The following is a 12,906-nucleotide window of genomic DNA, read 5'->3' as shown; positions in this document are numbered from 1 at the left end:
TCGCCGTCAATTGTGCCGCAAACAGCGGGCGGCAGGGTCATCTGCTACCGCGATAAATCGCGGAATGAAGCATGCGAATCGGCAATGTCTGACACGCCAGTGGGCAATGGCCTACAACACTGATCGGCATGCGTGTAGGCCTTGTTACACGGGCGTCTCGCCCCATTTCGGTGCCTTATAAACATCCACAAAAATTAACTAGACATGTAGCGGGAGTTACATAAATACTGTTTTAACGGATTGTGAAGCGAATTCGACACCCCCATCCAGCAGGAGCCCGGATGCCCCCTCTTAGAGACGTGATCACCGACCCCGGCCTGGTTCTGACGCCATCGGAGCGCAAAGTCGTTCGCGCCTTGCTCGATCAGTACCCACGCAATGGCCTCGGGCCCATGGCGCGCCTGGCCGAACATGCCGGTGTCAGCGACCCGACTATCGTGCGGCTGGTGAAGAAACTCGGCTTCGGCGGTTATGCCGAATTTCAGGACGCCCTGCTCAGTGATATGGACCATCGCCTGCGCTCGCCGCGCACGCTCCTGCAGCCTCGCGCCCAGCAAAACAAGGATGACGCCTGGGGCCATTATCTGGGCGAAAGTCATCGCCTGCTGCTCGACACGCAATCACTGACCCAGCCAGAAGACGTGCGCATTCTCACCGACTGGCTGCTCGACTCCCGCCATCAGGTGTACTGCTACGGCGGGCGGTTCAGCAGTCTGATGGCGACGTATCTGCTCAATCATCTGCACCTGCTGCGCCCCGGCTGTTTTGCCCTGGAAGACAACGCGCTGCTGCCGGACCGTCTGTATGACCTGCAACGCCAGGACGTGGTGCTGGTGTTCGACTATCGCCGCTACCAAGCCCAAGCCCTGCGGGTAGCCAGTGCGGCGAAAAGCAAAAACGCCCGCGTGGTGCTGTTCACCGACATCTACGCTTCACCACTGCGCGAGATGGCTGACCTGATCATCAGCGCCCCGGTGGAATCGGCATCCGCGTTCGACACCATGGTGCCCGCGCTCGCCCAGGTCGAGGCGCTGATTGCCTGCCTGACCCTGCGCGGCCCGGATCTGGCCGATCGCCTGGAAGGCATCGACGCCTTGCGCAACGACTTCGCCACTCACCTGCTGGAGGATAAATAAGGATGTTCAGCCTTCCCCACCGCTCGCCGCGAGACCTGCCATTTGTTGCCGACCACACGGCGTTGTTGTTGGTGGATATGCAACGGGCCTGGCTCGAACCGCAGTTCGACCCGCACCTCAGTGGTCCCGACGCCGAATATTTCCTCAATCGCGCACGCACCCAAGTAGTGCCGAATCAACAGCGTTTGCTCGGTGCTTTTCGCGAAAAACAGCAGAACGTGTTGCACACGATTATCGAAAGCCTGACTGCCGACGGCCGCGATCGCTCGCTGGATCACAAACTGTCGGACATGCATCTGCCCAAAGGCAGCCCGCAGGCGCAGGTCATCGCCGAACTGACCCCGGCGGAAAACGAAATCGTCCTGCCGAAGACGTCGTCGGGGGTATTCAACTCGACCAACATTGACTACGTGCTGCGCAACCTCGAAGCCCGCCACCTGATCATCGCTGGCATCGTCACCGATCAGTGCGTGGACATGGCCGTGCGCGACGCTGCCGACCGCGGTTATCTGGTCACGCTAGTGGAAGACGCCTGCGCCACTTACAGCGCCGAACGGCACCACGCCTGCCTGAACGCGATCAAAGGTTATTGCTGGATCACCGACACCGACACCGTCCTCGGGCGCCTGCGGGAGATGCCGCGATGAGCGCACGTCTGGCGCCCCTGCCGATGACCACACTGGTTACCACTGACCTGATCGGCATTACCCGTGGCCGCTCGTTTCCCAGCGATGAGTTGGAGCGTTATACGGATGCCGGTTGCGGCTGGGTGCCGGCCAACAGCGCGCTGACGCCGCAGGACATCATTGCCTCGACCAGTCCGTGGGGCGCTTATGGCGACTTGCGGCTGATTCCGCACCTGAGCAGCCGCGTCACCGTCGTCAACGGCCCGGACGCCAATGCGCCAGCGCTGGACTTCATCCATGGCGACATCCGCGAAACCGACGGCCGCCCTTGGGGTGCCTGCCCGCGCACCTTGTTGCGCGATGAGATTGAACGCTACCGCGACGATCTGGGTTTGCAGGTCAACGCAGCGTTCGAACACGAATTCAATCTGCACGCCGGTGCTGCCGAACACCTGGCATTTTCGCTGCAAGCCCAGCGTCAGGGCGCGGAATTCGGCGGCTGGCTGCTCAGCGCCTTGCGTGCCGGCGGTGTCGAGCCGGAAATGTTTCTGCCCGAATACGGCAAGCACCAATACGAGATCACCTGTCGTCCGACCCTGGGCGTGGCGGCGGCGGATCGTGCGGTGAACGTGCGCGAAATCACCCGCGAGATCGCCCGGCAAATGGCCCTGGATCTGAGCTTCGCGCCCAAGACGAAGGCCGACGCGGTGTGCAACGGTGTGCATCTGCATGTCAGCCTGCTCGACCTTGCGGGGCGGCCGATGCTTTACGACGCTGGCACCAGCAACGGCCTGTCGAGTCTCGGCCAGCACTGGGCGGCGGGCATCCTGCATTATTTGCCGGCGCTGTGTGCATTCACCGCGCCGACGCCGGTGTCCTACGAGCGATTGCAGCCGCATCACTGGAGCGCGTCCTACGCCTGCCTTGGGCAGCAGAACCGCGAAGCGGCGCTGCGCATCTGCCCGACCGTGAGCCTTGGCGGAAAGTCCGTAGCGCATCAGTTCAACCTCGAATTCCGCGCCATGGATGCCACCGCCTCGCCGCATCTGGCCATGGCGGCACTGTTGATCGCCGGGCGACTGGGCATCGAGCAGCGTCTGGCCTTGAATGCGATCACCGATGAAATTCCCGATTCCCTCAACGACGAGCAACGCAAGGCGCGCGGTATCGTCGCCCTGCCCGCCTCGCTGAGCCAGGCACTGGATTGTCTGCGCGACAGCGCTCCCCTGATCGAATGGCTGCCCAAGCCATTGCTCGATACGTATTACGCCCTTAAAACCGAGGAACTGGCGCTGACGGAACAGCTCTCGCCCGCTGACTTGTGTGAGCACTATGCACGCCTGTACTGAATCCGCCGAACTTGGGTTGTACACCCGACCGGTCTACAACCTGAGCCGTGCCGACTCGACGCATCCGTTGATTCTGGTGTGTGAGCACGCCAGTCGCTACATACCCGAGCCCTTGAATAATCTGGGCCTGAATGACGTCGCGGCGCGCGAACACATCGCCTGGGACATCGGCGCCCTGCAATTGGCCGAGCAACTATCGGAACAACTTGGCGCCACCTTGTTGAGCGCCAATTACTCGCGTTTGCTGATCGATTTGAACCGGCCACGGCACGCGCCGGACAGCATTCCGGCGCAGAGCGAGATTTACCCGATTCCGGGCAATCGTGAGCTCGATGAAGTGACGCGCGAATACCGCCGCCAAACACTGTTCAAACCGTTTCACGCGCGTTTGCAGACCTTGATCGACGAACGCATCGCGCGCGGCCAAACCGTGCGGGTGGTGGGAATTCACAGTTTTACCCCGGTGTATTACGGCCAGCCGCGAACGCTGGAAGTCGGCGTGCTGTTCGGTCACGCGCAGGCCTACGCGCAGCGTCTGCTCGACGGCCTCGGCGAACACCCGCTGAAAGTCGCCGGTAATCAGCCGTACAAGATCGATCCGCTGGGCGATATGACCGTGCCGGTGCATGGCGATGCGCGCGGCCTCGATTCGCTGTTGATCGAGGTGCGCAACGACTTGCTGCGCAGCCCCGAAGCTGTTGCGCGATGGGCGGAATATCTGGGGCCATTGTTGTAAGGAAAGACCGCTGAAGCTGTTCACGATGGACCGCTATAACAACTAAAACGACCGATTGGCTGACAAGGAGTTGCGCTTCATGGAAATCGAAGAATTCGGCTACAAACAAGAGTTGAAACGTAGCCTGACGCTCACCGACCTGGTGGTCTACGGGATGATCTTCATGATCCCCATCGCCCCATTCGGTGTGTTTGGCTACGTCAACGCCGAGGCTCCGGGGATGGTGCCGCTGGCCTACATCATCGGCATGGTGGCGATGGTGTTTACCGCGTTGAGCTACGGCAGCATGGCCCGCGCTTTTCCGATTGCCGGCTCGGTGTATTCCTACGCGCAGCGCGGCCTCAATCAACACGTCGGCTTCCTCGCCGGCTGGCTGATGCTCCTCGATTACCTGCTGATTCCGCCGCTGCTCTACGTCTACGCAGCGATGGCGCTCAACCATCTGTACCCGGACATTCCCAAGGTCGGCTTCATTCTGGCGTTTCTCGTCAGCGCGACGTTCGTCAACCTGCGCGGCATCACGTTTACCGCGCGGATGAACATTATCTTTTTGCTCGCGCAACTGGTGGTGCTGGGGATTTTCCTGTTCTACGCCTGGAACGCGCTGCATAACGGTGGCGGCAACGGCGAGCTGACATTGGCGCCGCTGTACAACGCCGAGACGTTCAGTTTCGCCTTGCTGATGCAAGCGGTGTCGATTGCAGTGCTGTCGTTCCTCGGCTTTGATGCAATCTCCACGCTCGCCGAAGAAATCAAAGGCGATCCCGGCAAGAGCGTCGGCAAAGCCGCTTTGATCACACTGGTGGTGATGGGCGTGATTTTCGTCGCGCAGACCTGGATCGCCACCGATCTGGCGGCGGGAATGGGCTTCACCTCCGCCGATACTGCGTTTTATGAAATCGCCGAAATCGCCGCCGGCAGCTGGCTCGCAACGTTGACTGCGGTAGCGACTGCGCTAGCCTGGGGCGTGGCCGTGGCGATCACCTCGCAGGCTGCGGTTTCGCGCCTGCTGTTCGGTATGGCCCGCGACGCCAAATTGCCCAAAGTACTGGCTAAAGTGCACTCGAAACACAACACCCCGTACCTGAGCATCTATCTCGTCGCGGTGCTGTCACTGGTGATCTGCTACCTGTTCATCAACTCGGTCGACACCCTGACTTCGCTGGTCAATTTCGGCGCCCTCAGTGGTTTCATGCTGCTGCATCTGACGGTGATCAACTATTACTGGCGTCGGCAAAAGTCCGGTCAGGTTGTACGTCACCTGATCTGCCCGGTGGTCGGCTTCATCATCGTTGCGGCCATCATGTACAACATGGGCGTCGATGCGCAGAAACTAGGCCTGATCTGGATCGCTCTGGGCCTGGTGTATCTGTTTTTCCTGAACAAACTCGGCGCCAGCACCGCGCTGCCTGACCCGAGCAATGGCTGACAAGAAAAAGAGCGGCGTCTGACAACAAATCAGGCGACCGCCGATTTAACGCGTGGAAACCGACAGTGATAGTCAGGTTCGGCAACAGCGCCGAACCCTTTGATACAGGAGTGCATCCATGCTGGTCTTACGTCCAGTTGAGCCAACCGACCTGCCCCAATTGCAACAGCTGGCCCGCGCCAGCCTGGTCGGCGTGACGTCGTTGCCGGACGACAGCGAACGTCTGCGCGAAAAGATCGCCTCGTCCTGCACCTCGTTCGACAGTGCCGCCGCGACGCACGGCCCGGAAAACTATTTCTTCGTGCTCGAGGATCTCACTAGCCAATGCTTGGTCGGTTGCTCGGAAATACTCGCCACCGCCGGTTTCGACGAGCCGTTCTACAGCCTGCGCAACCGCCACTTCACCAGTGCCTCGCGCGAACTCAACATCACGCATGGCGTCCCGGCATTGTCGCTATGCCATGACCTCAGCGGCCATACGTTGCTGCGCGGTTTTCACATTGATGCGAGTCTGGCGCGTACGCCTTTTGCCGAACTGCTCTCGCGGGCGCGGTTGTTGTTCATCGCGGCCCATGCGCCGCGCTTCGCCGAAGCGGTGATTACTGAGATCGTCGGTTACAGCGACGAAAACGGCCACTCACCATTTTGGGATGCGCTGGGCAAACACTTCTTCGACTTGCCATACGCCGAAGCCGAGCGTCTGTGCGGATTGCAAAGCCGCAGTTTTCTCGCCGAACTGATGCCGCAATACCCGATTTACGTGCCGATGCTGCCGCCGGCCGCACAGGAATGCATCGGGCGCATCCATCCGGACGGCCAGGAAGCTTTCGATATCCTTGAACGCGAAGGGTTTGAAACCAACAGCTACATCGATCTGTTCGATGCCGGCCCGACCTTGTATGCGCGCACGGCCAATATCCGTTCGATCGCACGCAGCCAGACTGTCGAAATCCGCGAACACCCGTCGATCGACGCGCGCGGCCGCTATCTGCTGAGCAACGACGCCTTGCACGGCTACCGCGCCATCGTCGCCGAACTCGATTGCCAACCCGATCAACCGCTGGCCCTTACCCGTGCAATGTGCGCGGCGCTGGACGTGACCGATGGCAGCCCGATCCGGCTGATTGCGTTATGAACCACGCCCGGTTCTGCCCCCTACGACAGTGCCCGAACAGGCGCGCAGAAGGAGTTACAGCATGATTGTCCGTCCGGTCAAAGTCAGCGATCTGCCGGCGTTGATGACGCTGGTGCAACAGGCGGGCCCAGGGTTCACGACGCTGCCGGCCAACGAAGATCGCCTGGCCCATCGGGTGCGCTGGGCGCAGCGGGCCTTTGCCGAACAGGTGGAGCGCGCCGATGCCGATTACCTGTTTGTCCTCGAAGACGACGATTCACGCGTAGTCGGTGTCAGCGCAATGTCCGGGGCGGTGGGCTTGCGTGAACCCTGGTACAACTATCGCGTCGGCCTGACCGTCAGTTCGGCGCCGGATTTGGGTATTCAGCGGCAGATTCCGACGCTGTTCCTCAACAATGAGCTGACCGGCCAATCGGAACTGTGCTCGCTGTTTCTCGACCATGGTTACCGTCACGGCAGCAACGGCCGCCTGCTATCGCTGGGCCGCTTGCTGTTCGTCGCCGAGTTTCCGCATTTATTTGGCGAGAAGATGATCGCTGAATTGCGCGGCAGCGCCGATGAACAAGGCTGTTCGCCGTTCTGGGACAGTCTGGGTCGGCACTTCTTCCAGATGGACTTCAGCCATGCCGATCACTTGTCCGGGCTGGGCAACAAATCCTTCATCGCCGAACTGATGCCACGCCAGCCGCTGTACACCTGCATGCTCACCGAACAGGCCCAGGCCGCGATCGGTCAGGCGCACCCCAATACCGAACCGGCGCTGAAAATTCTCCAGGCCGAAGGTTTTGCTCATAAAGGCTATATCGACATTTTCGACGGCGGCCCGGTGATCGAAGCCCCCGTGCGCAGCATCCGCACCGTCCGCGAAAGCCTTGAGCTGACGCTGAGCCTCGGCACTCCAGATGAACAGGCGCCGCTCTGGCTGATCCATAATCGCCGGCTGGAGAATTGCCGAATTACCGTTGCCCGCGGTCGACGGGTCGGCAGCCACCTGGCGATCGACCGCGCCACGGCCCAGCGTTTGCAGTTGCAGCCTGGCAACTCGGTGCGCGCGGTAATGCTGCCGAGTCAGCAGCAACAAGCGGTGGCTGCCTGATCGACGCCCGCCTTGCAAATTCGTCATGATCATTGACCCATTCGCGTGATAGCCTTTTCATCCTTCGGCGTTGACACATTTGCTCAAGCCGTTCCATTCCTTTGTATTGGTGGAACTCGTATGACCAGGCTTTCTCATCAAGATTTGCGCCGTAATTTCCGTCAGTTGCTGGCCTCCGACACCTGTTATCACACCGCCTCGGTGTTCGATCCGATGTCGGCGCGGATTGCCGCTGACCTGGGTTTTGAAGTGGGGATTCTCGGTGGCTCGGTGGCCTCGTTGCAGGTATTGGGTGCGCCGGATTTTGCCCTGATCACCCTCAGCGAGTTCGCCGAACAGGCCACGCGCATTGGCCGCGTCGCCCAATTGCCGGTGATCGCCGACGCCGACCACGGCTACGGCAACGCCCTCAACGTGATGCGCACCATCGTCGAACTGGAACGCGCGGGCGTCGCCGCCCTGACCATCGAAGACACCCTGCTGCCGGCGCAATTCGGACGCAAATCCACCGACCTGATCACCGTCGCCGAAGGTGTCGGCAAGATCCGCGCGGCGCTGGAAGCCCGGGTCGCTACGGAAATGGCAATCATCGCCCGCACCAACGCCGGTATTCTGCCGAATCAGGAAATCATCAGCCGTACCCGGCAATATCAGGCCGCCGGCGCTGATGGCATCTGCATGGTTGGTGTGCAGGACTTCGATCAGCTCGAGCAAATCGCCGAGCACTTGACTGTGCCGCTGATGCTGGTGACCTATGGCAACCCGGCGTTGCGCGACGACAAGCGTCTGGCCGAACTTGGCGTACGCGTGACCATCGACGGCCACGGCGCTTACTTTGCCGCAATCAAAGCCACGTACGACAGCTTGCGCGAGCAACGGCAGATTTTCACCCAGGCGTCCGACCTGAGCGCGACCGAACTGACGCACACCTATACCCAGCCGGAGGAATACATCCTTTGGGCCAAGGAATACATGAGCGTCAAGGAGTGATGGGTTGACCAGGCTGACGCCATCGCTGGCAAGCCAGACTCCCACAGGGTATGCGGCTAACCATGACTTAATGGTTCACACCAAACCCTGTGGGAGCTGGCTTGCCAGCGATGAGGCCAGCCGCCGCACCGCCAAATCAGCCTCTGCTCACGGCTACTTGGCCAACTCCATGATCATCCGCGACAACAGATAAATCCGCGGCGCCACGCTCGCCACTTCGGCGTATTCCTCCGGCGTGTGAATATTGCCGCCGACAATGCCAAAACCATCCAGCGTCGGCGTACCGACCCCGGCGGACAAACTGGCATCCGCCGCACCACCGCTGCCCTCCTCGGTCAGCTTGCGGCCGATCTCACCGTAAATCCCCTGGGCCATGGCCATCAGGCGATCCGACTCTGCAGTCTGCGGCATCGGTGGCAATCCGCGCTGCAACGTAGTCTTCACTTCCGTTTCAGCAATCAGCTTGTCCTGCGAAACCCGCGCCAGATCCTTCTCGATGCGGTCGAACTCTTCCGGCACCGCTGCGCGTACGTCAGCCTTGGCCGTGGCTTGGTCGGGAATCACGTTGGTGCGGTCACCGGCCTTGAGCACGGTGAAGTTGATGGTGGTTTTCTTCGCCTCGTCGCCGAGCTTGCCCAGTTGCAGAATCTGGTGCGCCGCTTCCATCGCGGCGTTGCGTCCCAACTCCGGCGCGACACCGGCGTGAGCAGCTTTGCCTTTGACCTCGACCAGCGCCGTCGCACTGCCCTTGCGCCACACCACCAGGCCATCGGCGGGACGACCCGGCTCCAGATTGAGCGTTACGTCATGCTGCTTGGCGGTTTTCTTGATCAGATCGGTGGCGACGTCCGAACCGGTTTCCTCACTGGCATCGAGCAGAAAGGTGATTTGCGCGTAATCCTTGAAGTCGAGATTCTTGAGGATTTTCAGCGCGTAGATCCCAGCGACGATGCCGCCCTTGTCGTCCATCACACCGGGTCCATAGGCGCGACCGTCCTTGATATGGAACGGCCGTTCAGCCGCAGAACCCTCTTTGAATACCGTGTCCATGTGCGCCATCAGCAGGATCTTCGCCTTGCCGGTGCCCTTGAACGTCGCGAGCACATGGTTGGATTTTTCCGGTGTATTCGGCACCAGCTCAATGGTCGCGCCGAGCTTTTTCAGCTCATCGATAGCGATGTCGCTGACTTGCTTGAGGCCCGGTTCATAACCTGAACCGGAGTCGATGTTGACCAATCGCTCCAACAGCTTCAGCGCTTCGGGCTGATATTGCTCGGCATCGGCGAGCACTTGCTTGTGCGGTTCGGCAACGGCAGCGGACGCTGCGAGGGTTAGCGACAGGCCAAGACTGACGGCCAACAGAGAGCGGGAAAATGAGAACGTCATGAAGCGATCCTTGTTTCGTGTCGGGGGGATTCAACCGTACCCGACATTGACGCAAGGCTCTACACCAAATCCGACCCCTTTCCGACCAACACCGAACACGCCGTACACGCCGTACACGCCGAACACACCGAACACACCGAACACACCGAACACACCGAACACACCGAACAATGTAGGAGCTGCCGAAGGCTGCGATCTTTTGACTTTGCTTTTGGAAAACAAGATCAAAAGATCGTCCGATCGCGGCCCGAGCCTTCGGCAGCTCCTACAAAAAATTTATGTGTGGGGCTCAAACCGAGTCGAGCAACTCGTGCCGGGGCGTGTCGCAGTTGCAGATCACCCGGTTGCGCCCGCCAGCCTTGGCTTCGTACAACGCCTGATCGGCGTCATTGAGCCAGCGGGTCGCGTCGACATGGGCGGGTTCATACGCCGCCAGGCCAATACTCAAACTGACCTTCAGCGCTGGATCCTGATCGTACCCCAGCGTGACAAACCGCTCGCGCAGGACTTCCATGGCCTGGGCGGCGTTGAACAGCGGCAGGTCCGGCAGAATCACGCAGAACTCATCGCCACCATAACGTCCGGCAATGTCGGTCGCACGCAGGTTCTGTTTGAGCAACTTGCTCAGTTGTCGCAACACGATGTCGCCGGCGACATGACCATAGGTGTCATTGATCGCCTTGAAATGATCAATGTCGATCAAGGCAATCGCCGCACCTTCTTTCTGCCGTTTGCAGCGCTGGAAAGCGATCTCCAGTTGATCCTTCCACGCGCCATGATTGAGCAGACCCGTGAGGCTGTCCGTCCGGCTCAATGCCAACAGTTCACGTTTATGCCGACCCAGAGTGTGGGCCTGACGAAAGCAGATCCAGCCCAATGCCAACGGATAAAACATCAATAACGGCAGGCAAGCGTAGAGCTGCGTCGATGAGGTTTGCGGAATGAACGCCGGGGCGAAGACCACCAGGCCGACGCCCATCCCGAAAATCTGCGCCGCCAGCCCGGCCAAAAGAAACCGAGGACCGCCGATAGCGACATTATTCATCGCCATCATCGAAACGGTCGTGGCGCTGGGCAGCGGATTGAAATGCATGGCGGCGACCCAGAAGCCACCGAAAAAAGCGTCGATCAACAAGTTGCGGTATTCGGCGTGGTACGGCGTTTGCGAACGGCGCGCCCATTGGTACGCCAGATGCGGCCACAGCAGGCCGTTGCAAATCATCAGCGCCCAAACCCACGGTGCCGGGTCGAGCGGATACATTGCCACGCTGACACAGACGAGCCCCAGCGCCAGCCCCAGGGTCCGCGATGTGTAAAGCCTCCTGGCCATTGAAAGTCCCTTGCGTCCCGTATTTCCCATAAGGGCCTCGATCTCTCGACGGATCCTGCCAATGCCATGGCGCGGATGTGATGGGAGTCTATCAGGGCAACGTTAAATAGCCATCACCGGCCAGCGGGCTGAATGGCGCGACATCAGAGCCGCGCACCGGGCGAATATTTGGCTATACATGAAAGAAGGAAACGCGAAAACAACTATAAGAAGGAGGCTCATGCAGACCTATCGAGTGTTGATCATCGGCAGCGGATTCGGCGGCCAGTGCGCGGCGGTCAACCTGCTCAAGGCCGGGATCGACGATTTCCGCGTGCTGGAACGCCGGGACTTCTTCGGCGGCACATGGTGCCAGAACACCTACCCCGGCGCCGCCGTGGACGTGCCGTCGCCGCTCTATTCGCTGTCGTTTGCCTCCTACCGTTGGTCGCAGATGTTTGCCGAACAGGCTGAACTGCAGCGCTACACCGAACAGGTGATTGAACAGTTCGGGCTGCGCGAACGGGTGGAACTGCAAGCCAACGTCGAACGCATCGAATGGAATGAGGCGGAAAAACGCTGGGCCGTGCACACCGCCAGCAAAGGAATTTTCTACGCGCAGTTCGTCATCAATGCCAGCGGACCGCTGAGCCAACCGGTGATCCCACGAATTAGCGGCCAGGATCGCTTTCGCGGCAAGACTTTTCACACAAACCATTGGGACCACAGCTACGACTACCGTGGTAAACGCGTGGCGATCGTCGGCAGTGGCGCCAGTGCCGTGCAAGTGATTCCAGTGATCGCGCCGCAGGTCGACCAGTTGCATGTGTTCCAACGCACGCCGCATTGGGTGCTGCCCCGAGCGGATCGCCGCTTCGGTTCCATCCAGCGCTGGCTGCTCGGGGTAAAACCCGCTTACAAGCTGCTGCGCTGGCTGATCTATTGGCAGTTCGAAACGCGGGTGATTGCGTTCAAATACTCGAAACCGGCGATCCGCCTGGTGCAGCGTCAGGCAATGCGCTGGCTCAAGCGTCAGGTGCCAAACCCGAATTTGCGCGCCAAGCTCGTTCCAGACTTCGCCATCGGCTGCAAACGGGTGCTGCTTTCCAATACTTATTATCCGGCGCTGAGCCGGGCCAACGTGACGCTGCATACTCGCGAGCAAGGCGTCGCATCACTGGATGAAAGCGGGATCAACACCGCGGACGGCGCGCACATCGATGTCGATCTGATCATCTGGTCTACCGGTTACGACGCTACCGACGGGGTGATTTCCTACCCGGTCAGCGGAAAAAACGCTGTGCAATTGCGCGATGTCTGGGCCGAGTATCCGCGCGCCTACCTCGGCACCAGCCTGCCGGACTTTCCCAACCTGTTTATCGTCACAGGCCCCAACACCGGCATTGGTCATACATCAGCGTTGTTCATCATCGAATCGCAGATGAACTACATCCTCGACTGCATTCGCACCGTGCATGCAAAAGGTTTGCGCAGCATTGAGGTACGCCCCGAAGCAGAACGTACCTACACTGCAATGATCCACCGGGAAATGGAGCGCACGGTGTGGAAGTCCGGCGGCTGCCACAGCTGGTATCAAAGCAAGAGCGGTCATGTGATCGCGATGTTTCCCGGCTTCAGTTTCAGCTACTACCGCTTGACCCGTGCGTTGAAACCCGCCGACCACATTTTGTCTTGAACACGTAAAAGGAAGACG

The 12,906-nt window shown here is 60.1% G+C and carries 11 protein-coding genes; 9 read left to right on the top strand and 2 right to left on the bottom strand.

Annotated elements, in window-relative coordinates; genetic code table 11:
- Window positions 1-281 precede the first annotated feature (281 nt).
- From EL257_RS10255 to EL257_RS10220, 8 genes are all read left to right on the top strand, one after another.
- Window positions 282-1,136 (top strand): MurR/RpiR family transcriptional regulator, encoded by an 855-nt coding sequence (locus EL257_RS10255; protein WP_126362191.1) that lies wholly within the window; start codon window positions 282-284, stop codon window positions 1,134-1,136.
- A 2-nt stretch (window positions 1,137-1,138) separates the two neighbouring features.
- Complete coding sequence (locus tag EL257_RS10250; protein WP_126362189.1) at window positions 1,139-1,783, top strand: isochorismatase family cysteine hydrolase; 645 nt, start codon at window positions 1,139-1,141, stop codon at window positions 1,781-1,783.
- Entirely contained in the window at window positions 1,780-3,111 is a 1,332-nt protein-coding gene (locus tag EL257_RS10245) for a glutamine synthetase (RefSeq protein ID WP_126362187.1), read from the top strand. Before EL257_RS10250 ends, EL257_RS10245 begins: the two co-directional genes overlap by 4 nt.
- Entirely contained in the window at window positions 3,095-3,847 is a 753-nt protein-coding gene (locus EL257_RS10240; protein ID WP_126362185.1) for an N-formylglutamate amidohydrolase, read from the top strand. Before EL257_RS10245 ends, EL257_RS10240 begins: the two co-directional genes overlap by 17 nt.
- 79 nt (window positions 3,848-3,926) lie before the next feature.
- A complete protein-coding gene (locus tag EL257_RS10235; protein WP_126362183.1) occupies window positions 3,927-5,276 on the top strand; it encodes an APC family permease in 1,350 nt (449 codons plus the stop codon).
- Window positions 5,277-5,394: 118 nt separating this feature from the next.
- Entirely contained in the window at window positions 5,395-6,411 is a 1,017-nt protein-coding gene (locus tag EL257_RS10230) for an arginine N-succinyltransferase (protein ID WP_126362181.1), read from the top strand.
- Between the two features lie 61 nt (window positions 6,412-6,472).
- Window positions 6,473-7,507 carry an arginine N-succinyltransferase gene (gene astA, locus EL257_RS10225; RefSeq protein ID WP_126362179.1) on the top strand — a complete coding sequence of 345 codons (1,035 nt, stop codon included), beginning with the start codon at window positions 6,473-6,475 and terminating at the stop codon, window positions 7,505-7,507.
- 120 nt (window positions 7,508-7,627) lie between these two features.
- Window positions 7,628-8,497, top strand: coding sequence for an isocitrate lyase/PEP mutase family protein (locus EL257_RS10220; RefSeq protein WP_126362177.1), 870 nt, complete (start codon window positions 7,628-7,630; stop codon window positions 8,495-8,497).
- A 153-nt stretch (window positions 8,498-8,650) separates the two neighbouring features.
- Here the strand turns inward: EL257_RS10220 and EL257_RS10215 are convergent, their stop codons facing one another.
- Both EL257_RS10215 and EL257_RS10210 read right to left on the bottom strand, forming a co-directional pair.
- Window positions 8,651-9,883, bottom strand: a complete 1,233-nt coding sequence (locus EL257_RS10215; protein WP_126362175.1) for a M20/M25/M40 family metallo-hydrolase — start codon at window positions 9,881-9,883, stop codon at window positions 8,651-8,653.
- Between the two features lie 289 nt (window positions 9,884-10,172).
- A complete protein-coding gene (locus EL257_RS10210) occupies window positions 10,173-11,243 on the bottom strand; it encodes a diguanylate cyclase (protein ID WP_126362172.1) in 1,071 nt (356 codons plus the stop codon).
- 190 nt (window positions 11,244-11,433) lie between these two features.
- Between EL257_RS10210 and EL257_RS10205 the strand changes: the two genes are divergently transcribed.
- Window positions 11,434-12,888: a flavin-containing monooxygenase gene (locus EL257_RS10205; RefSeq protein ID WP_126362170.1), complete on the top strand. Its 1,455-nt coding sequence runs from the start codon at window positions 11,434-11,436 to the stop codon at window positions 12,886-12,888.
- Window positions 12,889-12,906: the final 18 nt, after the last annotated feature.

It is taken from the genome of Pseudomonas fluorescens, assembly GCF_900636825.1.
GTDB classification, from domain to species: Bacteria; Pseudomonadota; Gammaproteobacteria; order Pseudomonadales; family Pseudomonadaceae; genus Aquipseudomonas; species Aquipseudomonas fluorescens_BG.
This window is presented reverse-complemented; position numbering and strand designations above follow the sequence as displayed.